Source organism: Spirosoma endbachense, from assembly GCF_010233585.1.
GTDB classification, from domain to species: domain Bacteria; phylum Bacteroidota; class Bacteroidia; order Cytophagales; family Spirosomataceae; genus Spirosoma; species Spirosoma endbachense.
This window is the reverse complement of the sequence record NZ_CP045997.1, coordinates 1,752,235-1,776,622: the sequence shown is the minus strand read 5'-3', so window position 1 is coordinate 1,776,622 and position 24,388 is coordinate 1,752,235. Positions and strand designations below refer to the sequence as shown.

Annotated in this window: 23 protein-coding genes; 14 read left to right on the top strand and 9 right to left on the bottom strand. The window is 48.1% G+C overall.

What is annotated here, in order from left to right; all coding sequences use genetic code 11:
- Positions 1-69 precede the first annotated feature (69 nt).
- From GJR95_RS06960 to GJR95_RS06950, 3 genes are all read right to left on the bottom strand, one after another.
- A complete protein-coding gene (locus tag GJR95_RS06960; RefSeq protein WP_162385186.1) occupies positions 70-558 on the bottom strand; it encodes a lipocalin family protein in 489 nt (162 codons plus the stop codon).
- Between the two features lie 138 nt (positions 559-696).
- Positions 697-1,701 (bottom strand): MBL fold metallo-hydrolase, encoded by a 1,005-nt coding sequence (locus GJR95_RS06955; protein WP_232541106.1) that lies wholly within the window; start codon positions 1,699-1,701, stop codon positions 697-699.
- Positions 1,702-1,740: 39 nt separating this feature from the next.
- Positions 1,741-2,229, bottom strand: a complete 489-nt coding sequence (locus GJR95_RS06950) for a methylated-DNA--[protein]-cysteine S-methyltransferase (protein ID WP_162385184.1) — start codon at positions 2,227-2,229, stop codon at positions 1,741-1,743.
- Positions 2,230-2,300: 71 nt separating this feature from the next.
- Between GJR95_RS06950 and GJR95_RS06945 the strand changes: the two genes are divergently transcribed.
- Entirely contained in the window at positions 2,301-3,797 is a 1,497-nt protein-coding gene (locus GJR95_RS06945) for a glycine--tRNA ligase (RefSeq protein ID WP_174260192.1), read from the top strand.
- A gap of 131 nt (positions 3,798-3,928) precedes the next feature.
- On the opposite strand, the gene GJR95_RS06940 is transcribed toward GJR95_RS06945, so the two are convergent.
- Both GJR95_RS06940 and GJR95_RS06935 read right to left on the bottom strand, forming a co-directional pair.
- The gene (locus GJR95_RS06940; RefSeq protein ID WP_162385183.1) at positions 3,929-4,327 is read right to left on the bottom strand and encodes a LytR/AlgR family response regulator transcription factor; all 399 of its coding nucleotides are present in this window, start codon (positions 4,325-4,327) and stop codon (positions 3,929-3,931) included.
- A gap of 230 nt (positions 4,328-4,557) precedes the next feature.
- Positions 4,558-8,565, bottom strand: coding sequence for a hybrid sensor histidine kinase/response regulator transcription factor (locus GJR95_RS06935; protein WP_162385182.1), 4,008 nt, complete (start codon positions 8,563-8,565; stop codon positions 4,558-4,560).
- A gap of 141 nt (positions 8,566-8,706) precedes the next feature.
- Here GJR95_RS06935 and GJR95_RS06930 point away from each other — a divergent pair, with 141 nt between their 5' ends.
- From GJR95_RS06930 to GJR95_RS06895, 8 genes are all read left to right on the top strand, one after another.
- The gene (locus tag GJR95_RS06930; RefSeq protein ID WP_162385181.1) at positions 8,707-9,144 is read left to right on the top strand and encodes an SRPBCC family protein; all 438 of its coding nucleotides are present in this window, start codon (positions 8,707-8,709) and stop codon (positions 9,142-9,144) included.
- Between the two features lie 205 nt (positions 9,145-9,349).
- Positions 9,350-10,594 (top strand): dicarboxylate/amino acid:cation symporter, encoded by a 1,245-nt coding sequence (locus GJR95_RS06925; RefSeq protein WP_162385180.1) that lies wholly within the window; start codon positions 9,350-9,352, stop codon positions 10,592-10,594.
- Positions 10,595-10,694: 100 nt separating this feature from the next.
- Positions 10,695-11,114, top strand: coding sequence for an RDD family protein (locus GJR95_RS06920; RefSeq protein ID WP_162385179.1), 420 nt, complete (start codon positions 10,695-10,697; stop codon positions 11,112-11,114).
- A gap of 127 nt (positions 11,115-11,241) precedes the next feature.
- Positions 11,242-11,679, top strand: a complete 438-nt coding sequence (locus GJR95_RS06915) for a chromate transporter (protein WP_162385178.1) — start codon at positions 11,242-11,244, stop codon at positions 11,677-11,679.
- Between the two features lie 170 nt (positions 11,680-11,849).
- A complete protein-coding gene (locus tag GJR95_RS06910; RefSeq protein ID WP_162385177.1) occupies positions 11,850-12,761 on the top strand; it encodes an ABC transporter ATP-binding protein in 912 nt (303 codons plus the stop codon).
- Between the two features lie 83 nt (positions 12,762-12,844).
- Positions 12,845-14,161: an ABC transporter permease gene (locus GJR95_RS06905; protein WP_162385176.1), complete on the top strand. Its 1,317-nt coding sequence runs from the start codon at positions 12,845-12,847 to the stop codon at positions 14,159-14,161.
- Positions 14,162-14,259: 98 nt separating this feature from the next.
- On the top strand, positions 14,260-14,895 hold the full coding sequence (locus GJR95_RS06900; RefSeq protein WP_162385175.1) for an ABC transporter ATP-binding protein: 636 nt from the start codon (positions 14,260-14,262) through the stop codon (positions 14,893-14,895).
- Between the two features lie 6 nt (positions 14,896-14,901).
- Positions 14,902-15,972: a hypothetical protein gene (locus GJR95_RS06895; protein ID WP_162385174.1), complete on the top strand. Its 1,071-nt coding sequence runs from the start codon at positions 14,902-14,904 to the stop codon at positions 15,970-15,972.
- Positions 15,973-16,012: 40 nt separating this feature from the next.
- Here the strand turns inward: GJR95_RS06895 and GJR95_RS06890 are convergent, their stop codons facing one another.
- Complete coding sequence (locus GJR95_RS06890; protein ID WP_162385173.1) at positions 16,013-17,455, bottom strand: purple acid phosphatase family protein; 1,443 nt, start codon at positions 17,453-17,455, stop codon at positions 16,013-16,015.
- Between the two features lie 138 nt (positions 17,456-17,593).
- A complete protein-coding gene (gene bla / locus GJR95_RS06885; RefSeq protein WP_162385172.1) occupies positions 17,594-18,505 on the bottom strand; it encodes a class A beta-lactamase in 912 nt (303 codons plus the stop codon).
- A 324-nt stretch (positions 18,506-18,829) separates the two neighbouring features.
- On the opposite strand from bla, the gene GJR95_RS06880 reads away from it, so the two are divergent.
- Positions 18,830-19,639 carry a hypothetical protein gene (locus GJR95_RS06880; RefSeq protein WP_162385171.1) on the top strand — a complete coding sequence of 270 codons (810 nt, stop codon included), beginning with the start codon at positions 18,830-18,832 and terminating at the stop codon, positions 19,637-19,639.
- Between the two features lie 190 nt (positions 19,640-19,829).
- On the opposite strand, the gene menB is transcribed toward GJR95_RS06880, so the two are convergent.
- Both menB and GJR95_RS06870 read right to left on the bottom strand, forming a co-directional pair.
- Positions 19,830-20,654, bottom strand: a complete 825-nt coding sequence (gene menB / locus GJR95_RS06875; RefSeq protein ID WP_162385170.1) for a 1,4-dihydroxy-2-naphthoyl-CoA synthase — start codon at positions 20,652-20,654, stop codon at positions 19,830-19,832.
- A gap of 80 nt (positions 20,655-20,734) precedes the next feature.
- Positions 20,735-21,193, bottom strand: coding sequence for a DUF2452 domain-containing protein (locus tag GJR95_RS06870; protein WP_162385169.1), 459 nt, complete (start codon positions 21,191-21,193; stop codon positions 20,735-20,737).
- Positions 21,194-21,306: 113 nt separating this feature from the next.
- Between GJR95_RS06870 and GJR95_RS06865 the strand changes: the two genes are divergently transcribed.
- From GJR95_RS06865 to GJR95_RS06850, 4 genes are all read left to right on the top strand, one after another.
- Positions 21,307-21,756 carry a QcrA and Rieske domain-containing protein gene (locus GJR95_RS06865; RefSeq protein ID WP_162385168.1) on the top strand — a complete coding sequence of 150 codons (450 nt, stop codon included), beginning with the start codon at positions 21,307-21,309 and terminating at the stop codon, positions 21,754-21,756.
- A 66-nt stretch (positions 21,757-21,822) separates the two neighbouring features.
- The gene (locus tag GJR95_RS06860) at positions 21,823-22,917 is read left to right on the top strand and encodes an AMP-binding protein (RefSeq protein WP_162385167.1); all 1,095 of its coding nucleotides are present in this window, start codon (positions 21,823-21,825) and stop codon (positions 22,915-22,917) included.
- 33 nt (positions 22,918-22,950) lie between these two features.
- A complete protein-coding gene (locus GJR95_RS06855; protein WP_162385166.1) occupies positions 22,951-23,691 on the top strand; it encodes a hypothetical protein in 741 nt (246 codons plus the stop codon).
- Positions 23,692-23,983: 292 nt separating this feature from the next.
- Complete coding sequence (locus GJR95_RS06850) at positions 23,984-24,379, top strand: BlaI/MecI/CopY family transcriptional regulator (RefSeq protein WP_162385165.1); 396 nt, start codon at positions 23,984-23,986, stop codon at positions 24,377-24,379.
- Positions 24,380-24,388: the final 9 nt, after the last annotated feature.

Sequence of the window (24,388 nt, the reverse complement as noted above, 5' to 3'; positions counted from 1 at the left end):
TGCCCAAAATCAACAAAACCTCAGGAAGTGCTTACTGGTGTTTTGTTGATTTTAGAAAAAAGTCTACGATCAATAGCGCTTTCGGTAAAAGAATTCCAGCGTATAGGTAACCGTCTCGTTTAGATGGGTATCTGGATTCTGGACGCTTCCCGAAGATTTATACGGACCCGTAGATAGTTCACCTGTATCCGATAAATACTTCAGGGCATATGAAGCTGGCGACTGTCCCGTCGACATAGTGGGGCGCAGCGTTAATACTGAATCTCGTAACGACCATTTTCCTTCTTCATTCCCTTTTGACGTACCGTTGGATGAAGAATAATCCTCCGAATAGGTCGAGTCAACCCGAAACGTGTAGGTATCTGTGCCAAGATTACTGTTAATTGTTCCGTTTAATGTGGAGTAAGATGCGGGCAGATTGGAAATAACATACCGGTTAATATCCCATTGACCGACAATTGGCCCTGAAGCGGTTGGCACCTCACTTTCTTTGGAGCAGGCACCAATAAAACCAATGGAGAATAATGCGAAAAGGATAAGTAAGGCTTGTTGTTTCACGAAGACTAGATTTTAGTCAGTTAAAGCGGTACTGAACGTTGGAAAATGTGACTGGCAAGTTTACACAAAATGGCATAATGTATTATAGAAGCCATCCTGTTATCTCGAAATTTACTGCGGAACATTACGGCTTGACTCCTATTTTTTAAACGTAATAGCCCGCCCTTCCTGAGGTACCAGAAATCGATTTTCCGGAATATTTTTCTCATGCAGCGCTTTGCGTAAATCTGTGACAGGTTCGAACAAACCATCGTCGCCCTGTTGAAAGGTGCCAAAATGTATGCCAATAGCCTGTTGGGCTTTCGTATCGATAAACGCCTGCACGGCACCGGCTGGTGACACGTGAACTGGAGCCATAAACCATTCGGGTCGATAGGAACCAATAGGCAGCAGAGCTAGCTTGATCGACCCCGTTGCACTGCGGGATGCCTGTTCGGCAATGTGGCTGAAATGAGGTCCGTAGCCACTGTCGCCACAGAAATAGATCGTGCCAAAGTCCATATGAAGCAGATAACCGCACCAGAGTGTTTCGTCGCGATCGCCCATGCCCCGATTGCTGAAATGTTGGGCCTGGGTGCAGGTTAAGAGCAGTTTTCTGTTTATACGCAGGGTGTGATTCCAGTCTACTTCGCGCGTTGTGCGACCGTCTACCGATTTGGGCAGATACGATACCCCAAGTGGTGTTATAAAAAGTGGATTGTGTGTTTTTACCAGTTTCCTTAGGGTCGGTAGGTCGAGATGGTCGTAATGATTATGGCTTAACAGCACAACATCAATGGGTGGTAAATCCTCAAAACGTAATCCTGGAGGCCGTTTCCGCTTGACACCCAGCCACGATGTAGGGCCAACCCGTTTCGACCAGACCGGGTCTGTCAGTATGTTAAGCCCACTCGTCTGAAGCAGGAACGTAGAGTGATTCACGAATGTAACGACCAGACTATCACCATCAATACGGGTAGCTGGACGAGGGCCTACAAAGGCATCAGGCTGATCTGGCCAAGGCCCTTTGTCACGATGCAGAAGCCATTTTAAGAGTCCGCCCGATGTGCGTTCGGGCATGCCAGGATTGAAAAATTTTTTACCGTCGAAATGGTCCGTAACGGGGCCTCTGTAACGGGGCGCACAGGCTGAAAGAGTCAGCATGAACAAGCAGGTAAGAATCCGGTTCGATTTGATCATTGATTAAAACAAAGACAATTGCCCTGAACCGCCCCGTTCATGCTCCTGTAGCCATTTTTTTCGCCAGAGTCCACCCGCGTAGCCTGTCAGCGATCCATTGGAACCGATGATACGATGACATGGAACAACAATCCAAAGCGGATTTTTACCGTTCGCAGCCGCTACTGCTCTGATTGCCTTCTCATCACCAATACGTCGGGTAAGCGCCAAATAGGAAAGTGTGGTGCCGAATGGAACATCAAGTAGTGCTTTCCAGACAGTTTGCTGAAAAGTCGTTCCAGCCGGGTTCATCAAAAAATCAAACGATTGGCGTGTTCCGGCGAAGTATTCGGTCAACTGTACGACTGCCTGTTCAACAGGCTGGGGTAAATTGGTCGGTGTCGATACCGCTTCATCGGGTGAAACGTCGACGCAGGATATGGCCGAAACGCCAGCTTCATCGCCAGTGACACGAACAAGGCCAAGCGGGGAATCAAAAATGGTTGTTGTCATCTACATCGAAAGTTAGCCAATTTCGGGGATTTTCAGCGTAAACCCTATCTTTGCGGTCTCAGTAACTGACTATGACAGAAGTGAAAGTTTCTCCGGCGACCTCATTACAGGATATTATCGCCCACGCCAAAGAATATGGCTTCGTATTTCCGTCCTCTGAAATCTACGATGGCTTACAGGCCGTTTATGACTACGGTCAGAACGGCGTCGAACTGAAAAATAACCTCAAAACGCTGTGGTGGAAGGCCATGACGCAACTCCACGATAACGTTGTCGGGATTGATGCGTCGATTTTCATGCACCCGCTCACCTGGAAAGCGTCGGGCCACGTTGATTCGTTCAATGACCCGATGATCGATAACCGCGATTCGAAAAAACGCTATCGGGCCGATCAGCTTATTGAACTCAAAGCAGAATCGTACGAAAACGCGGGCGATGTTGAGCGTGGCCAGGCCTTGCGCAACGAACTTGGCCGTTTGCAAAGCGCCGAAGATATGGATGGCCTTCGCAGCCTGATTATTACCGAAGGTATTAAAGATCCTGTTTCAGGTACTGACAACTGGACAGAAGTTCGTCAGTTCAATCTGATGTTCTCTACTCAGGTCGGGTCGCTGGCCGAAGACGCCAGTTTGATTTATCTCCGTCCCGAAACCGCGCAGGGTATTTTTGTGAATTTCCTGAATGTTCAGAAAACGGGCCGGATGAAAATTCCGTTCGGGATTGCGCAGATTGGGAAAGCTTTCCGGAATGAAATCGTAGCCCGCCAGTTTACCTTCCGAATGCGCGAATTTGAGCAAATGGAAATGCAGTTTTTCGTTCGCCCAGGCACCGAAATGGAATGGTATGAACGCTGGCGCGATGCACGAATGAAATTCCACCAGGCAGTTGGACTTCCCGCTGAAAAACTCAAATTCCACAACCACGAAAAACTGGCTCACTATGCCAATGCGGCTGTGGATATTGAATATCAGTTCCCATTCGGTTTCCGCGAAATGGAAGGTATTCACTCCCGTACTGATTTTGACCTGAAAGCTCACCAGGATCTGAGCCGTAAAAAGCAGCAGTACTTCGATAATGATGTCGACCCGGCCACTGGAAAGCCTTATGGAAACTACATTCCCTACGTTGTTGAAACTTCGGTTGGGGCCGATCGGTTATTCCTGGCCGTTTTCTGTAATGCGTTCACGAAAGAAACCGTCGGCGAGGGAGAGGATCAAAAAGAGCGTACGTATCTGAAACTACATCCCGCCCTGGCACCCGTGAAAGTGGCTGTGTTTCCACTTGTGCGTAAGGATGGTTTACCTGAAAAAGCGCAGGAAATCGTTAAGAGCTTACGTTCGGAGTTTCGGGTTGTTTATGAAGAACGCGATGCTATCGGTAAGCGCTATACGCGCCAGGATCTGATTGGTACGCCGTTCTGTATTGCTGTCGATTATCAATCGCTCGACGATAATACGGTTACGATCCGATATCGGGATACGACCGAACAAATCCGGGTGCCGATTAGCGAACTGAAAGCTCGTATTGGGCAGGAGGTTTCGATGGAGCGGGTTCTGGAGAAGATGTAATTCGTTAGAACTACAAACTGGACAGGATACTCAGTTTGCGAATAGAAAAGCGAAGGACTCAGCCAATATTGGTTGAGTCCTTCGCTTTTCTCGGTTAATGTGGGTGTAATAAGAAGCGAAAAACCGCTTAACTAATTCAAGTGTGGCATATTATTGACTAACTGACGCCGAACGCTACTCCAACGTCGACGTGATACGGGCAATACATCGCCCGTTGTCAGGTGAACCAGGCCGCCCGTGTCGGTGCGCTCCAACCGCTCAACATACCGACGATTAACCACACAGTTGCGGTGTAGTCGGATAAACCATTCGGTTGGTAATTTGGGCATGTAATATTTCAGCGTGCGTGGCATCAACATTCGTCGACCATCCATCCAGTTCAGCCAGCTGTAATTGGCAACCGCCTGCATATAGACCAGATCAGAAACGGGAAAAGATTGACGTCCTGTCTCACGTAGATACAATTTTAGCGGTGGCCATTCGACTGGAGAAGTACGTGCCGAAGATACGACAGATGATGCATAGGTCATGATTACTACGTGTTTTAACGGTGCTAGCCTTTGGCTTGAAAAGAAGATGATGCAATGTTAATAAGGAAGAATACCAATGTCTTGCTCATTCGTAACAAGCACTATGAAATTTGTAACATATAGGCTAACTGACTGGTTTTTATAGAGTAATAGTTACTGCCCGCTCAATAAAGAAAGGCCCGAATATGAATCCGGGCCTTTCTTTATTGAGCGGTAGCCGTAAAACAACTTTAGCTTTGTGGCGACTTCTGTCGATTCTGCTCGACGTATTCAGAAGGAGTAAGGCCATGCTGCTCTTTAAATACTTTTGAGAAGTAAGCAGGTGTATCGAAGCCAACTGCATAGGCCACGTCTGAAATGGAAACGTTCGTTAGTAGCATTTCACTAGCCCGGTTTAACCGAACTGCCCGGATCAGTTCATTAGGCGAAAGACCAGTCATAGCCTTCACTTTTCGGTTAAGGTGCATCCGACTCATGTTGACGGCTGCGGCCATTGGCTCTACCCCAAACGTTGAATCGCCAAGGCGGGCGTTGAGAACAGCATAGACTTTATTCATGAACTCATCTTCCGGAACAGAACTGACTGTGGGGACATGCCCTTCGCTCAATAGTCTCGTTCGGAAGTGCTGACTGAACCGACGTTGTTGTTCCAGGCGATTTTTAACGCGCCAGCGGAGTTCATCGATCTGGAATGGTTTCGCCAGGTAATCATCAGCTCCGGCTGCCAGCCCTTCTACCCGGCTTTCGATGGACGATTTAGCGGTCAGCAGCAGAATTGGGATATGGTTTGTAATTGGATTACTTTTTAATTGCCGACATAGCTCATAGCCATCCAGTTCGGGCATCAATACATCACTAATGACCAGATCGGGGCCGTCGGCAAGGGCTGCATCAATGCCCTGCTGACCGTTGCTGGCACGCTGAATATGCCAGTCAGCGCGGAGAATATCAGTCACAAATTCAGCGATTTCGTCATTATCTTCCACCAATAACAGATGGGGCAGATCGTCTGAGGAAGTGTTTGTGTCGTATAGCCCTGCAAGGCTCGGTTCCAGGACCAGATCTGGATTGTCGATGGCTATGTCGGCCAACGTTCCTGCGGAATGTGCTGGCAGACAGGGAATTTCGACCGTGAATGTTGACCCTTTCCCGGACTGGCTTTCTACCTGAATGGTGCCCTGCATTATATCGACCAGCTCTTTCACTAAAGCCAGGCCAATACCTGATCCAATCAGATCTGGCTTATCTGTCTGATTAACCTGATAAAAACGATTGAAAATGAGGGGTAGTTTATGGTCCGGAATGCCAATTCCAGTATCCTTGACGATTAATCTGAGCATACTTCCCGGTATTGGTGAGTCTACCGATGCCGGGAGGTTAGGCCCTCCAAAGGTGAAAAAATCAACGTCAATGGTGCCATTCCTGTCGGTAAATTTTAATGCATTGGCCAGAAGGTTATTAAGGATCTTTTCGACCTTGTCGGAGTCGAACCAGTATAGCCGTTGCGCTAACTGATAATGAACCCGCAGCCTGATGCCTTTTCGCTGTGCTTCCGGGTCAAATGCCGTAATGGTACGCTCCAGAAATTCGGCTAAGTCACCCTGGGTTGGTGTAACCGTCAGCGTACCCGTTTCGAGTTTAGCCAGATCGAGCAGTTCGTTAATGAGCCGTAATAACTGACTGGCGTTCCGATGAACCATGGCCAGACGGTTGTTATGCTGCGGATCGCTGACTTCCCGCAATAATTGTTCAAGTGGAGTCAGAATAAGCGTTAACGGCGTACGGAACTCATGCGTAATATTGGCAAAGAACCGGGATTTGATTTCGTCGATGTTTTTCAACTGCACTGATTCCTGCTCCCGCAATTCCATGCGGCTTTGCAAGCGAACCCGATTGATGCGAATTCGTACAAAAGCGACGATAGCCCCCAGCAATAATAAGGCGTACCCGGTATAAGCCCACCAGGTTGCCCAGGGCGCGGGCTTAATTACAATTCGGATCTGGTGCGTATTGGGGCTCCAGACTCCCGAAGTATTTGAGGCATTAACGATGAATGTGTACGTGGCAGGTGGCAGGTTTGTGTAAGTTGCAGTCGCCTGATTGCCATTATAAATCCAGTCGTTATCGAGCCCTATCAATTTGTATCGATACTGGTTTTTGCCGCTGTGGTTGAATTGCAAAGCCGCAAAATCGAACGATAAGAAGTTCTGCTGATGGTTAAGCGTAATTTCGCGCGTTTCGTTAATGTCTTGTGAAAGAGGTGATTCGGGGTCCGTTACACCAACTGGCTGGTTGTTTATACGCAATGAGGTCAGGGCAACAACGGGCTTGAAATGATCGTCGATGACACGACGTGGATAGAAGGCTGTATACCCATTACTACCCCCAAAAATGATCCGCCCGTCGGATAAAGAGATGTCATGGAAACGATTGAATTCGTCGCTGGGCAGCCCATCATCGGTCGTATAGTTTCGCACTTCGAAGGTACGCGTATCAAACCGGCAAAGCCCCCTGTTTGTGCTGAGCCAGAGATGGCCGTCAGCATCAGGACGAATGCCATAGACGACGTTATTAGGCAAGCCGTTTCGAACGGTAAAGCTGCGGATTTTGCCAGTATGTTTATCCAGACGGCACAGCCCATTGCCATACGTTCCGATCCACAGAAAATTATAGTGGACAGGGTCCTGGGCTAAACTAAGTAATGAATTAATGGGTAATGCATTAGGGTCGTTAGGGTTCTCCCGCCAGTGTATCAGTCGTTTATCGGCCAGATCGGCCCGAAGTAATCCATGATTTTGGGTCGCTAAATAGATGCGGCCACCATCTACCGTCATCGCCATTATTTCATACGGATGACCAACGGGCAATGGCAAAGGAAAAGCCGTAAATGATTGTTGGGCCTGATCATAACGGACCGCTGCCCGTGCATCAGAGCCCAGAAGTCCCCATAATTCGCCTTCTGGCCCCGTGGTTAATGTTGAGAGACGAAATAATCCGCCGGGTAACCAGCGCGGGGCAATGCCCGTTGGCGGAATGGCATCAAACTGATGTTGGGCTGCACTGTAGCGATATAAAGGAGCTTTTAAGCCGCCGATCCATAGATTTTTTTGCCGGTCTAATTGATACCTGAGCGAAATCGGGTCCTGCCGCCTGACTTCTGGTGGAATGGTTGTAATGGGTATGCCTAGCTGCTGGTTAATCCAATCGATTTGAAAATTAATGGCGTATGGCCATCCCTGAAAGGGTCGTTTGTTGAGATCGTACTTGACGACGCCTTTCCCATTTGTGCCTATCCAGAGTACATTGGATTGATCGACCAGCATGGACTGGGGATGGCTATGGACCAGTTGAGGGTCGGTAGGGAGTGGTAAAAGGCCCGTCTGGTCGGTGTACTGGAAAAGATTGACGTAATCATTCCCTCGAGAGTCGCCGGTAAGTAAGGGTGGCTCAAGCGGTTGATCGACGATCGGAGTTATTCGGTGGATAATGCCGCCGTTTGGGTTGAACACGGCAATTTGACCCGGGAAACTCAGGATTAGCTCGCCATTGGTGCGTTCGCGAAGCCCACGAACATCATTACGGGGTAATCCGTTTACCGTATGGAAGACCGTAAATTGTTGTGCAGTTGGGTCATATCGGTACAGGCCGTCGGAGGTAGCTACCCAAAGATAACCATGACGATCAACGAGTAAGGCATCAATTCGATGCTGAACAGTATCGTTTTTTATTGACCAGTTTCGGTGGCTAATAACACCTGTAGGGCTCAGCCGAAAGAAGCCATTGGTTTGGGTCGCCACCCAGACATTGCCGCGACGGTCGGGGTAAATAGACGTGAGCAGGTTCCGGTTTACGATTTTACGAAAAGCAGGTGAGTCTGAAACCCGTTGGGTTTGTTCAGTGACAGGGTTAAAATGATCGACGTTATTATTTTCAGTACGTGTCCAAAGCGTTCCCTGTACATCTTCCCGAATTTCAAAAATACTGCTGAAAGACGGCGATTGCGCATTATGCGGGTCGTGATGATACGTTTTAAACCGGACTCCATCATATCGGCACAGACCATCGCGGGTGGCCAGCCAGATAAAGCCACGGTGATCTTGGAGCATCGATTTAATGACACCCTGAGGCAGGCCACTCTGTGTGGTAAGGTAATCGGTACCAGGTACTTCAGCCCATCCTGAATGGTCTGCAACAACAAGAAACAGTAAAGTAAACAGCCACTGTGCACGCCGATGCATATACCCCAGGGTTATTCCTGATAAATAAACGAGTATAGACACAAACTTAGCGTAAGTAGCTATGCTTATTTGGTTTAGGAGTAGTGTTTTAAAAAAGTAAACTTTTGATCCCATTCGGTTTTTCCTTACCGGATTCAGCGTATGCATCTCTTGCTCAAAACCCGTGTTAACCAGCCCCTGACCAAAGTTTGGCAGGGATTTAACAGTTCATTATTTGATCGACTTAGTCCGCCATTTCCGCCTGTTGAAGTTATGCGGTTTGATGGTTGTCTAAAAGGAGACGTCGTTCATTTGCGGCTTAATTTCCTGCTCTTCCGTCAGGACTGGATTAGCCTGATTGTTGACCAGCAAACAACGGATAACGAAATCTATTTTGTTGATCAGGGGACTCGCCTTCCTTTTTTTCTGGCTTACTGGCAGCACCATCACCGGCTTTTACGCAACTCGGATGGAGGTACTATTATCATTGATGATATCGTTTTTCGGACACCATTCCGTCTTACGGATCTTTTGATTTATCCGCTACTATGGCTTCTGTTTGCGTATAGGAAACCTATCTATAAACGAACATTTAAGTAAGCAGTTAGTTGTCAATTGGCTCGCTAGTTAAAGTGCATATTACAGCATGAAATTGGCTTTTGCAAAAAAAAAGTTTACTAGCCGGTAGTTTCGGGGCTGAAAGAGGCTATAAGGTGGACGTTAAGGGCGTTACTTTACGGCCACACGCTTTCACGAGTGCCCGGTTTCTGCTACTTTTGTCAATACGGCTACTTGACCTGTTTGCATGAAACTCCCCAATCTAACTACTCGTATTTTTCTGGGCATGGTGCTCGGCATCCTGATCGGTTATTTTTTCCCAGATACCGATTCCGGATTTTCGGGAACTGATCTGAACATCCTGTCAAAGATTTTTCTCCGGCTCATCAAAATGATTATTGGGCCGCTGGTGTTCGCTACGCTGGTGGTTGGGATTGCTAAACTTGGCGATTTTGGTACAGTAGGCCGAATTGGTCTCAAAACATTAGCCTATTTCTATTTTGCTACGATTCTATCGCTGGTAGTTGGGTTACTGGTTGTAAATATCATGAAGCCGGGCGAAGTCATGAGTTTACCCTTGCCCGTTAAAGGAACCGACACGGGGGTTGAGGTCAAGAAACTGACGTTCGATAATTTTATCGAGCACATCGTTCCGACAAGTTTTATTGACGCGATGGCCACCAATGAAATTCTCCAGATCGTTGTATTTAGTATTTTCTTTGGGATTGCGGTTGGGTCAGTAGGGGCGCAGGGGAAAGTTATTATTAAAGCCCTCGATGCGCTGTCGCATATTATGTTCAAGGTCACCAGTTATGTGATGGCGTTTGCGCCGTTTGGCGTATTAGGTGCTATTGCGGCAGTGGTTGCCAAGCAGGGCCTGGGCATCCTGACGGGTTATGTCTATCTGATTTTATGCTTTTTCGGTGGTCTTGCGTTCTTCGTTTTTGTCGTATTGGCTGTAATTTGCCTGGTAGTCCGAATTCCCTACATCGCACTGCTGAAGGAAGTTCGTTCGGCTATCATTCTATCATTCAGTACCGCCAGTTCAGAAGCCTCCTTTCCGCAAACCATTGAGGCCCTGCGTCGATTTGGCTGCTCTGAGCGGATCATCTCGTTCGTATTACCATTGGGCTATTCGTTCAACCTCGATGGGTCGATGCTGTACATGACGTTTGCTACAGCCTTCATTGCACAGGCTTATCACGTACCCCTTAGCCTGGAACAGCAAATTACCATGATGCTAACGCTCATGATTACCTCTAAAGGTATTGCCGGAGTACCAAGGGCATCTCTGGTGGTCATTGCCGGTACGATGTCGTTGTTCAATCTTCCCATCGAAGGGCTGGCCCTACTGCTGGGAATCGATCAGGTACTTGATATGGGACGTAGTGCAACCAGCGTAGCTGGAAATGCCGTAGCAACCTGTGTTATCTCAAAATGGGAGGGCGAGTTCAGGACGCAGCCTGTTGAGTCAGAAGAGATTACCGCTTAATAAACAGTTTGCACTTTATACAATATTGCATTGGTGTTATACCACCTTTTTGTAGGTTGGAGGTGATAATTAGTTAGTTCACTCTAAACCTAAAACAACTGTGCAATCTGCTTACACCCCCGTCACAACTTACGTTAAAGCTACTCCGCTACAACGTTTCATTGCTGCATTTATTGACGGTATAATCGGGAATATACCTGTCTGGCTGTTTTTTACGGTATCCTATAATCTAGCCATGATCGGGTATGTTATTGCCATTGGCTACCTACTCACAAAAGACGCGTTACCTGCTACAGCGGGATTTTTAGGAGGCCAGAGTATTGGCAAAAAACTAATGGGCATTAAGGTGATCAAAGAAGATACGGGCGCCAGTCTGCTTGGTGATTATGGCACGGCCATCACCCGGCAGGTATCGCTGTTGATTCCATTTTTTAATCTGGTAGACGCACTGATGGTATTTGGTGATGAAGGCAAACGGTTTGGCGATAAATGGGCTAAAACAATTGTAGTAAAGGCTTAAGGTCAAGCATGATTTATAGTACGTCGGTCAGCTTCTTCAGCTGGCCGACGTAACAAAAAAGAATAAACGATATACGTTTAACTGTTTGATGCGATTTGTTTGTTATTAACCCTTATCTCAATTACTTATGGCTCAATCTGCCATACTGGAGGCCGAACTAGCTCCCTATTTTACAACGAAGGCACCTTTTCAATTTCCGATCAATTTTCGGGAAGGATTTGTAAAGTACTGGCCTATTGTCACCCTGGTGTTATTGGTTTTAGCATTACCCGCCATCCTTGCTTTTCTGGGTTTAGGTACCTTTTTAGTGCCAGCCTCCTACGCAGGTGGGTTTGGTGCTGGCCTGGGTTATACGATTTCCATGATATTTTCGCTGGCAGGTTTAGTACTTGGCATACTGGCTTTGCCGGGTCTGTTCAATCGGAAACGGTCGGGATGGGTATTCAGCTACTATGTTCAATTAATCGGTATCGTGAGCAGCGTGGTCGTATTTAATCTGGTGGGACTGCTCTTTGGCCTGTTATTCCTGATGCTGCTGTTTCAGGTTCGCGATTACTACAATTGATACTGTCGCACACTTTTAATTGACTTATTGGGTCATGGCTTTTCAGTCGTGACCTTTTTTTTTGACCGCCCGTATACCAGAGAGACAGTTCATCCGTAAATTGATTGCCCCATCATAATCTATATCCGTAGTTTAGCTCATAGAAAGTGCCAACGATTAACCTGAACTGAATGAATATTCTCGAAACCCATCACATTGTTAAGCAATATGCCGAACATCGGGCTTTAGACGACGTTAGTCTGACCGTTCCACAGGGATGTATTTTTGGACTGCTTGGCCCAAATGGTGCAGGCAAAACATCACTTATCCGCATTATCAATCAAATTACAGCCCCCGATTCCGGCGAAGTTATTTTGGGAGGAGAACGGCTGAAGCCTGATCATATTCGGCGGATTGGTTATTTGCCTGAAGAACGCGGCCTCTATAAAAAAATGAAGGTCGGCGAACAGCTGCTTTACCTGGCTCAGCTCAAAGGGCTCAGCGAGAAGGAAGCGATGGAGAAACTGAAGATCTGGTTCATCAAATTTGATATCAAAACCTGGTGGAACAAACAAATTCAGGACCTCTCAAAAGGGATGCAGCAAAAGGTTCAGTTTGTGGCAACGGTTATGCACGAACCCGACCTGATCATTCTCGATGAGCCATTTTCAGGGTTCGATCCCATCAATGCCAATCTGATAAAAGACGAAATTCTGGAGTTACGGGATAAGGGCAAAACGATTATTTTCTCCACCCACCGCATGGAGTCTGTTGAAGAACTCTGCGATAATATTGCCTTAATCAACCGGTCGCATAAGGTGCTGGATGGGTCAAAGCGAGCGATTAAGGAGCAATTTAAAACCCATACCTACCACGTCGAATACCAGGGAACGCTGGGCGATCTGCCTCCGGCTTTTGACGTTCTGAACACCTGGCCCGTCGAAGGTGACTTTCTTCGTGCTGACATTCGGATTCCTCCCGATGCGGCCGTGAACGAGCTTATACGTCACCTGCTCGACCGTATAGCGGTTCGATCATTCGGTGAGAATATTCCCAGTATGAACGATATTTTTATTCAGGCTGTAGGCGAAACCAATGATTGAAAGAACGAATCCGTGAAAGGGCGAATAGCATACCGAATGCTGTTCTCTCACTCGTTCATCAGCCACTCTTTAACTCATTTAAAATGAATATCATTTACTTGATTATCAAACGCGAATACCTGACACGGGTTCGTAAGCGGTCGTTTCTGGTGATGACGATTCTGGGACCACTGCTGATTTTTGGCTTTTATGCCATTATTGGCTGGGCAGCAGTCAGTTCGATCAACCAAAAGAAAATTGTCGTTGTCGATGAGAGCGGACGGTTTGCCGGGAAGTTCAAAAATGACGACGAGACGGTTTATTCGTACCCCAAGCAATCGCTGGGGGCCGCTAAAAAAGTCTTTGTCAAGCAGGGTTATGATGCGCTGGTTTTCATCCCCAAAGATGTGATCGATGAGCCCAAAACAGTACAGATTTTTGCGGAGAAAAGCGTAAGTATGGCTTTGCAGAGCAACATTGAACGGGCAATTTCCAAAGAGATAGAGACCATCAAACTGAGTCAGGCTGGCATTACCCAGAAAGTGATTCAGGATGCCAAAGTAAACGTAGATGCGCAGACCATCAGTTTGAGCGATGGTGGAGAACGGAGCAGCAATGCAATCGCCATGACGATTATTGGCTATTTCTGCGCCTTTATGATCTATATATCGGTGTTTATTTATGGAACGCAGGTGATGCGCGGTGTTATGGAAGAGAAAACCAGCCGCATTGTCGAAGTGATCATCTCGTCGGTGAAGCCGTTCCAGCTAATGCTCGGGAAAATACTGGGCGTCGCCCTGGTAGGGTTAACTCAGTTTATGCTCTGGATTCTGTTAACCGTTGGCCTCTTTACGGTAGGAGGAGCCTTGGTGGGCGACAAAGCCGATCGGGGGCGACAGGCCATGCAATCGTCGGGAGCGATGGCCCCCACTGCTACGGCCGTTGATACCGGGAAGGGAAGTGTCGTAACCAGTGTACTTCATGCGGTTGAAACCCTCAATATCCCCCTGATCGTTGGTTGCTTTTTGTTCTATTTCCTCGGTGGATATCTGCTGTATAGTGCCTTGTTTGGGGCAGTCGGAGCCGCCGTCGATAACGAGACCGAAACGCAGCAGTTTATGTTTCCCATTACCCTTCCGATTATAGGGGCCATAGCTGTAGCCCAGTTTGTGATTCGCGACCCCGATGGTGCGCTGGCTTTCTGGACATCGATTATTCCGTTTACCTCGCCCGTTGTCATGATGGTTCGGATTCCGTTTGGAGTGCCCGCCTGGGAGTTAATTCTCTCCATGATTTTATTAGTCCTGGGTTTTATGGGTACAACCTGGCTGGCTGCCCGCATTTACCGGGTCGGCATCCTGATGTATGGTAAAAAAGTGACCTATAAAGAGTTATCGAAGTGGGTGTTTTATAAAGCATAAGACCGGTTTACGGTTTATGGTCCTGAAACGAATGCCAAAGCTTCGTTTCAGGACCATAAACCGTAAACGATAGATCGAGCACCATAAACTGTCTTTCTTTGCTTTCCGTTTCTAACCTCACCAAAGCCTATAACGGGCACACTGTTCTGACTGTCCCCGAATTAGATCTGTCACCCGGTATTCATTATTTTCGGGGCGGAAATGGTTCGGGCAAAACCACGTTCTTTCGGACTGTAGCCGGATTATTGCCTTTTTTTGGAACGATTACGCTCAATAGCCAATACGAAATCAGCCGTGATCCGGTGGCTTATCGGATGCGGGTGAATTATGCCGAAGCCGAACCACTCTATCCTGATTTTCTGACGGCCCGTGATCTGGCAGGATTTGTCGCACAGGCCAAGCAGTCGCCCGCCGGGCAAGTGGAAATGCTGGCCGAAATGCTGGGTGTAAACAAATTCTGGAAGCAGACAACGGGCACTTTTTCGAGCGGAATGCTTAAAAAGCTGTCGTTACTGTTGGCCTTGCTGGGCAAGCCTGCCCTCGTTTTACTGGACGAACCACTGACGACTCTCGACGTGGCTACAGCGGCTACTTTATTTGAGTTTATCCGGCAACTCACGACCAGTCAAAACGTTTCGTTCCTGCTCACGTCTCATCAGGACGTTAGCCTGACGGGGTTATCGATCACGAATGTCTGGCAAGTGGGCGATGGTGTTATTGTTCCGGCTACCTGATCGACAATGCTGACTACCCTGAACCGAATTTTTGTCGCCCAGTTCTACACCAAAAACGCCGGTACTTTTCTGGTGATTCTGCTGATTGCATTTGGGTTTTTAAGCAGTGTTGAACACAAAGCGCTGATCACTGCGGCTCTGGGTTCTCCGTTTTTTCTGGCGCTGATTTTTGTATTATGGGGATTGTATCTGCTAAAAACGATAGCCTTTACCCGTGAGCAGCTAACGGCCCCTGAACACCTTTTCCTGCAAACATTCTGGCTTCTGCCCACGCCCCAACGAGGTGTCATGTGGCTAATCATTCAAACCAGTTTGTTATTTCCTGTAATTGGGTATGCGGGCTGGATGCTGCAAATTGCCGTTTCTTACCAGCGATGGGATTCATTCAGCGCCATTGTTCTGTTTATTTTGGGATTGATTCTGGCCGGGTCGTTGGCGGCTGATTATCGGTTACGCCATCCGGCCCCCAGTGCTATTCGTTTGCCTCGACTGGCGCTGAAATTGCGGTATGAATTCTTTTTCCCAGCCTATTGGCTGAAACACGAACCCTTGTCTCTTTTACTGACGAAAGCCTTTTCTGGTCTGTTGCTGGCCGGTGTTTGTCGGCTTTATCCCACCGACGACTATGATCAGCGTTTACTGCTTATTGGGTTGTTGCTGGCCGTACTGGCCCATTCGCAGGTGGGAGGGCAGGTGAGTGCCTTTGAGCGTCGCTATTTGCTGATACTGAATAATTTGCCGCTGTCGTGGATTCAGCGGTTCGGGCGATATGTGCTCACCTATGGTCTGATCTGGTTACCCGAATTATTGATCCTGGTACGCAATTGCCCGGCTGAGGTCCGGCTCGATTATGTCGTGTGGCTCTGGCTGACCGGGTGGGGTTGGTTACTGTTGTTGCACAGTCTCGCCTATGGTCATGCTATTTTGCCCGAGCGCTGGCTGTCCGGCATATTTGCCGGATTTATTGGCGGCTTACTGATCATTATGTTTGGCTTACCTGTAGGCGCCTGGTTGGCCCTCGGATGGGCAGGTGCTGCTGGAAGCTGGTATCGGTCGTTTACCAGGCCAGTTGGGTAAGGCAGACGGGAAATGCAGTCCCCGTCTGCTTTACTTTGGGCTATTTAGGCCGTGAACGGCTTGCTTCTTTACTGATGGTGAACTGATCCTGAATCGAACCATCACCAGCAATCATTTTTGCGACCAGTTTATCGCCGTCGACTTCGATGTACATCGACCCGCCTGTCCCATCATACGAAACATCCATGGCATTATGCGGCCACTGGGCAGTACCCGTTTTTATGTGACCTCCACCCGCACCACCGTCTCCGTTCACCACATATATGGTCCCTTCGTTGGCAGTAGCTTTACGGTTTTTAACAAAAAAGGACTTCTTCTCAGCTGCATTCGAACCGGAGCTCAGATCCGTTTTTGCGCTGGCTGTAATATGCTGACTTGCATCAAAGGTAAGTTCGTCGCCGTAATGCCCTTTGAGTAGTCCTGAACGTTCATAGACGTGGCTATGGCCGCACATCACCAGATCAACATTAAACTGCTCCAGGACGGGTAGTAAATTCATCCGAACGTCCCGAAGCTGTTTCTCTGTGTCTGAGTCATGTGTGCCTTTGGTATAAGGCGGGTGATGCCAATAGGCAATGACCCAGGTAATGTTGGCATTGTTTTGGGCGGCTGTCAAGTCCCGTTTGAGCCACGCAAGTTGTGGGCTCCCTTCGCCAAATCGCACATTCGACGCTTTGAACGTACTATCGTCGTAACGATCAGAGTCCAGACTAACGAAGTGGATGTTACCGTAATTAAAAGAGTAATAGGACTCCGAGCCAGAAGGAACTCCTCCTGCTTCGGCGTTGGTGGGATGCGAAACAACCTGATAATAAGGGATGTCGAGGCTTACCCGCAAGTTGTTATTACCGGCGTAATCATGGTTGCCGGGCGTTGCAAAAATAGGCGTTTGCTTCATGAACCGATCGTTGCTATATCCCGTATCGGAACTGAATACATTCGCCTGATATTCAGAATCCTGCCCCCGGTTATAGGCATTGTCGCCAAGCCAGAGCCAAAGGTCGATGTAGGGATCGCCAATACTTTGCACATAATTTTTAAAGGCATTTTTTACGTTGTATTGCCGCGCCGAGCGATTACCAAAATCGCCCAATGACCAGATCCGCGTTTTCTTGGCTGTTCCTTCGGTCGGGAACGTATAAAAATAGTTCTGATCGCTGCCTTGTAATGAAGCCGTTGCGGTGCCAACCGAATAAAAATATTTCGTATTTGGTGTTAGGCCAGTCAGCGTGACTTCATGATCCGTGCGACTTTCGGTTTCACTGGTCGTTTTGGTAAGCTTTCCGGCCGAAGAACCAAAACGGACAACACCGACCGATGCCGGATTGGTGCGCCAACGGAATGTTATGCTGGTTGGCGTTGCTTTTTGCAGGTATGGACCCCGCACTAAAGTACCATCGGACTGCGCGTAGGCTGTCGTGATAAGCCCGCAAACCAACGTACAGAGCCGGATCAATTGAGTTATTCGTAACGACTGTATCATAGAGAATCTAAAGAGAGAACGTTCCATGACAAAGCTACCAGGATGGCCTGGAAATTCTGTTACCACTATGTAAACAAATAAGGATGGGCCATTCTCAAAAGCCTGTTTAGGATGAAGAGTCGAGACATTTGCCCGTTACTATTTCCAGAAATCCCAGGTTGCCAGAGCAATTTGAGCTATCACGGCCTCCCGCGTTTTCTCGTCCGCTTTTGAATCCGAAACAAATACGGCAAGGGCGATGTGTTGACCTGTCGGGAGTGTAATCAGACCTATATCGTTGGTCGCTGCGGTTACGCCGTCTACTGTCCAGGAAGTTCCGGTTTTATGGGCTACAACAGTCTCGGCCGGTAATTGGCCTTTCAGCCTATGTAGGCCGGTTTCTGTTTCAGTCATCAGGCGTAACAATAAAGCCCGGCTGGATTTGGACAGCCCGCGCCCTTGCTGAAAAAGACGCAACAACCCTACCACCTCCGTTGGTTTTGCCCAGTTGCGATATTGCACCGCGTTGTCTCCACCGATTTCTTTCTCCGTGTTTGCGATAATGATGTCTTTAATGCCCAGGCTTTTGAAATAAGCCATGATCGACTTTGGTCCACCGGCCAGACGCATGAGAACGTCACTGGCAGAACCGTCGCTTTCTGAAACCGAGTAGCGTAACAACTCGGATACGCTTACATCGGTGCCCTTCGGAAACTGGTCACGCATTGGGCTATGCTGCCTTTGGGAGACATACTCGGTCGTCTCAACACGTACTTTCTGGTCAAGTGTTAACTTCCCCTGATCAACCAGACGCAACACGGCCATGCCTATGGGCATTTTATAAACGCTTTGCATCGGAAACCGCTGATCACCCAAAAGGGCTACCGATTCGCCAGTTTCAAGCAGCATTGCCGCAACACCTACACGCCCCTGAGCGGTACCAGCGATTTGCTCGATCTGGTTGCGAAGACTGGCCGCTGATCTTCGATTGGATGACTGAGTTACCTTTTGTTGAGCGAATAGTGGAGCAGAAAAGAGTAGAACAATTGGAAACAGAAAATGCCGGATCATGAGGAATGGTTGGTTTCCCGCGAAATTAGCTGTTCCCAATGTACCGTGTATGTGGCCTCAGTAGATTTTTAGCGTTACTAAGTGAAGCAGTTATAGTGGTAAGCATAGAACTGTCGCATGGCGCTACGGGAAACGTTCCTATACTGGTCAGACATTGGAAGGAATTTATGTATTTATGCGCCTTTGAATAATTTATATTGATTAATAAATTGCTGATTATGAATTGTTTGACTGCTTGTTTGGTGTCGTTTTTGGTTACAGGTTTTGATACATGATAATCCGTCGATTATTTTTCAGGATTCTTCCGATAAAATCTTCCACAGAATGAAACCAGTTACTACTTTCTCATTGCTCTTTCCACTGGCTTTGCTGTCGGCCTGCACGACTCCTCAGGGCGATATCAGCCCACAGACTACTTCGCCAACCTCAATACAGACCCCTGCATCAGCGAAAATGGGTCGGGTCATACAAATCACGGAGTATTTGATAAGTACAGATGGCGAAAAAACAGTGACGCTAAATGGGAAAAAGCTATTGCTTAACTGGAGGATAAAGAATGATTACAACTACGATACCAATGATCGCCTGATTCGGCAACGAACGAGTGCCCGTAATAACCCGAGTTGGTGGGAGGAGCTTTCGTACCAGTATACACCTGACCTTATCCAGCGATACCAGAACTCTGAAAGCAAAGACTTATTGAATACATTGTTGTTGAACACAAAAGGATACCTGAAAGGTAATCTGGGTCCCGACGAATACGTGTATGATGCTGAGGGGTATCTGATAAGCTATACGGGTAATAATCAGCGGGATGCATACATCATAAAAAACGGTAATGTTGTTGCGAAGGAAACTGTCTATAGTTCCGGGCTGATTCAGAAGAATACCTATGAGTATGATCCAGGCAAACCCGGAATTCCTTCGCCACTGACATTCAGGGGGCAGCAAAGCCAGAATTTGCTCCTGAAACAAACGATGGTGTCAACCTCGCCTAACTCGTCTTCGCCGGAGACTACGGTATTCACCCATCAGTACGATTTTGATCAGCAAGGCCGTGCTGTGCGGGAGTTTGTCGTTTCGGATATAGATTCCAACTGGCCGACAAGTATTCGGGAATTTGTCTATCAATAAAGTTGGCTAACCCCACATTTGAACTGTTTCTAAGGGGTCATATTTGATTTGCAGCGGATATAACAGATCATTCTAGAGCTGAAACGAACGAAGCCCGCGAACAGGAGCCACACTGAGCTCCTGTTCGCGGGCTTCGTTGAAATAATAAGTAAGACCCCATCCCGGTTAACAGAATCGTATTCGATCCTGATTACGGAAACTTCGGAAACTTGCTGAAATCAGGTTTCCGTTTTTCGAGGAAGGCTTCTTTCCCTTCTTTGGCTTCCTCCGACAAATAATATAAAAGCGTTGCGTCGCCAGCCAATTGCTGAATACCAGCCTGCCCGTCGAGTTCAGCGTTAAACGATGCTTTGAGCATTCTGAGGGCAATTGGACTTTTCTCCAGGATTTTCCGGCACCAGGCAATCGTTGTTTCTTCCAGTTGATCGAGCGGCACCACTTTGTTTACCAGCCCCATGTCCAGTGCTTCCTGCGCATCGTATTGATCACATAAAAACCAGATTTCGCGGGCTTTTTTCTGACCAACAACACGAGCCAGATAAGAAGCACCAAACCCGCCGTCGAAACTCCCCACTTTAGGGCCGGTTTGGCCGAAACGGGCGTTGTCGGCAGCAATACTCAGGTCGCAGATAACGTGCAGCACATGACCACCACCGATGGCATACCCAGCAACCATAGCAACAACAGGCTTCGGAATCCGACGAATCTGCATTTGTAAATCCAGCACGTTCAAACGAGGAACCTGATCTTCGCCCACATAGCCCCCATGACCACGTATGGATTGATCACCACCGCTACAGAACGCTTCGCCACCTTCGCCGGTCAGGATCACTACACCAACTCGTTCGTCCTGGCGGGCCAGTTCCATGGCTTCCGACATCTCTTTGACGGTCAGTGGGGTAAACGCATTCCGTTTGTGCGGGCGGTTGATGCTGATTTTGGCGATGCCTTCGTAATAGCTGAATAGAATTTCCTGATATTCTTTAATCGGTTCCCAGGGGTAGTTACTTTGCATAAATAAAAGAGTGAAAGAGCAAAAGAGTGAAAGAGCGAAAAAGCGGCCCTTTCAATTCGCTCTTTCGCCCTTTTGCTCTTTTACTCTTCGAAAGAGACTTCATGATACTGCACATCCCACGTATGATCCGCCATCATGCGGACAGTGGCCAGGCAGCGTTCGAACGGAAACTTGCGTCCCCATTCGGTTGGACCAACCATTGATAGCAGGTCAGTTCCGTTTTTCCGTTGATAGAAGTGATAGGTATGCCCAACAACCGGCTCGAAGCTCATTTGAGCTGCGTAAATCCGTTCCGATATTTCAACGCGATGCCGAATGGCGGTTGCCTGCTCAGCCAGCAGTTGCATCTGCTTGTAAAGCTGACTTAGCTGCATGTCAGTTTGTTCGCGCATGGCCGCAACAGCCCGGCCGGTAATCCTACCTTTATCTTCGGGGCGGATTACGGCTCCGCCCGCCGTGTGTGCATACTCCAGAAGTCCGGGTGCTTCGGCAACTTTATCTGGAGAGATCGGATTGACAATTACTTTTGCTTCTTCCATACTGTTTGGGTAACCGCCCGGCGAGCGTCTTTGTTCGCTGTCGTTGAATGACAAAAAAAAACCATATTTACATCGCGTAAGCGATAGTATCCGCAAAATTACAACGAACCAACATGCAAAACACCTTACCCACAATGGACCGGCATGAGTTTTTTCGATTAGTCGGTACCAGCGTTGGTGTGATCCTGCTAACGCGTTGCAGCGCGGGCTGCTCGAAGGGCGATGCGGGTGAACCGGCGGCTGATCCTGACCAACTGGTTGATCTGATCCTGAATCTGAATGATAAGGTCAATGAAAATCTGAAAGTAAAAGGGGGGTATGTCGTTATTAAAAATGTAATCGTAGCCCAGACAAAAGACGGCAAATTCCTCGCTGTATCGTCAAAATGCACCCATCAGGGAACAGAGTTAGTTTACAAATCGGCTGAAAATCAGTTTTATTGCCCGCTTCACCTGTCGCGGTTTGATACCACGGGTAAAGTGGTGATAGGGCCAGCTACGCTACCCTTAAAGCAGTACCAGGTTGCCGATCTGGCCAATGGAAACCTGCGCATTCATACCTGATCAGAAATTGGATAACTAAGTACAGACTATGTCGGCGTGCAAAGCCTTGTGTCTCGACAATTGATAATGATAGTGAATCCTTTACTTCCTGATTCCTGGCCAACGCCCGATTCGGCCTACGAAGCCGAAACGCTGGAATTTTGCCAGGCGTGGTTAAGTGGTCAAACGAGTTTTATCCTGCATACATCCGGGTCTACGGGAACGCCTAAGCCAATTACGCTCACGAGGGCACAGATGCGAGCCAGTGCACACCTGACAGGCCAGACGCTTGGCCTGCAAATGGGCGATAAAGCCTTGGTTTGCCTCAACATTCGCTATGTGGCCGGGGTGATGATGCTTGTTCGGGGACTGGAGTTGGGTATGACAATGACGGTAGTCGAGCCATCGGGCAACCCGTTGGCAGCTTTTGAATCTGATCAAACTCATTTTGATTTCACGGCACTTGTACCGTTACAACTGCAAACTATCCTTGAGACTATACCGCAGAAATTGCCGATTCTGAACGAGATGAAGGCTATTCTGGTGGGAGGAGCGGCTACCAGCCCTATTCTTGAACGGGCATTGCAGGCAATCGATGCCCCTATTTTTGCGACCTATGGTATGACTGAAACTGTGTCGCATGTTGCGTTGCGTCGGCTGAACGGCCCAATGAAAAGTGATTTTTTTACCGCGCTGGATGGAGTCGTGCTGGGAACCGACGAGCGAGAATGCCTGCACATTACAGCGGCTGCCACCAAGTTCGAGCGAATTCAAACGAACGACGTTGTCGAATTGCTCCGTGAAGTAGAACCCAACCAATTCAGGCTGTTGGGCCGGGCAGATACCATCATTAATACGGGTGGCGTAAAAGTTCAGCCAGAGCAGGTCGAGCGAGTGGTGCAGGATACGCTGGCGTTGTTTGGTCAATCCAGTATCGGGCAGCTGGAAGCGATACCCCGGTTGTTTGTCGCTGGTCTGACCGACGACCGGCTTGGTCAGCGGATCGCTGTTATTTTTGAACAGAAATTACTGAGCAGCGACCAATTCGGGGCCGTTCAGGAAGCTGTTCGACGTCAGTTGGGTCCTTATGCAGTACCAAAAGCGCAGATCACCGTCAGCCAGTTTGCTGAAACACCTACTGGTAAAGTTGACCGAAACGCCACAATCGCCCGAATCCCTTAACTTTGGGGTCAGTTGTCCGGCACACAAAAAAGCATGTCCTTCACTAGTATTCAAATTCGCTACCAAACGGCCCGGTCGTTGCCCGCGCCCTACGCTTATTTTTACACGTTGACCGTTCGTGCGGCAGCGGATAAGTCGTTGCAGATTGACCTGTCAATTACCTATCCCGATCGCGACGATATTGACGATGACGAACTGATTGCCGAGGGGTATACGCGCGATGATGACTTTGGCTGGTCGGGCCGTCTGCCGAAAGCCTGGTGGCAAACGATGACGGATCTGGTCAACAAAACTCAACTAGTGCCCTCGAACGAAGACGCCCTCGGCGAAGACGATGATTACTGGGATATTACGCTTGAATCAGATAATGCTGGTGTTAGGCAGGGGAGACCTAAAAATGCCGATAGCTGGCAATACCTGGTGCAGGAGCTAATTCAGGCGTCGTATGAAGCAATCGGCCGCGAACGCCCGTTTGAACTTACCTACCTGGATTTTGCGAATCAGCAGGGCGAGCTGGAAGTTCGACTGACGGCTTCCTTTGCCGATCGTACGGTGAAAGTTGTACAAAGCCAGAATCGAAACGAATCGACAAAAACACAATCCTGGTCGGCCTTACAGCACATTATGGCTGAGGTATACAATCACGATTATGAAGATGATGAGGCTCAGCTTAAACGCCCTAGGCGCGACGGCCAGTGGCTCAATTTGGGAGGAGAGGAGTGGTATGATGTCAGTGAATTACCCGCGTTAATGAAGCTGTTTAGAAATCTGTGAGGTTATTCGGTAAAGGGTTTGTTATCTGATTTATAGCTGTTTAGTGCGTTAAGCCTCAGCTTTTCAGGTAATCGAAAGCGTCTAAAGCGGTAGGATACTATGCCCCGCTTTGGACGCTTTTTTTATTGGTCGCCCTATTCATGCGGTTATGACTTTCGCCGATAAGCGTGCCACGGTTATCAACTCGCCATTAGTAACCGTGGCACGCTTCTCGGCGAAAGTCGTAATTGCAATTAGTTGAAAAAAATAAGGTAAATATTTTTTCGTACGAAATATTTCCTACCTTTGCTTCATGAAAGAAACAAACGGAGATATTCCTGCTGAGCCAACCAAATCTGAACTCGAAATCCTTCAGGTTCTCTGGCAATCTGGGCCTTCTACTGTTCGGTTTGTGAATGATAAATTGAACGAGGAGAAACGGGCCGTACAGTATACCTCAACGTTGAAACTGATGCAGATCATGGCCGAAAAGGGCATACTGAAACGGGATGAAAGTAGTATGAAACATGTCTACAGCCCGGTTGACGAAGAGAAAAAAACGAAAGATTATTTACTGAAACGGTATGTCGATTCGATGTATAACGGGTCGGCTTCCAATCTGGTAATGCAGTTGTTGGGTAATCAAAAAACATCACCCGAAGAGCTACAGGCTATTAAGGATTTTCTGAAAAATCTGGATCAACGCTAACACATTCTT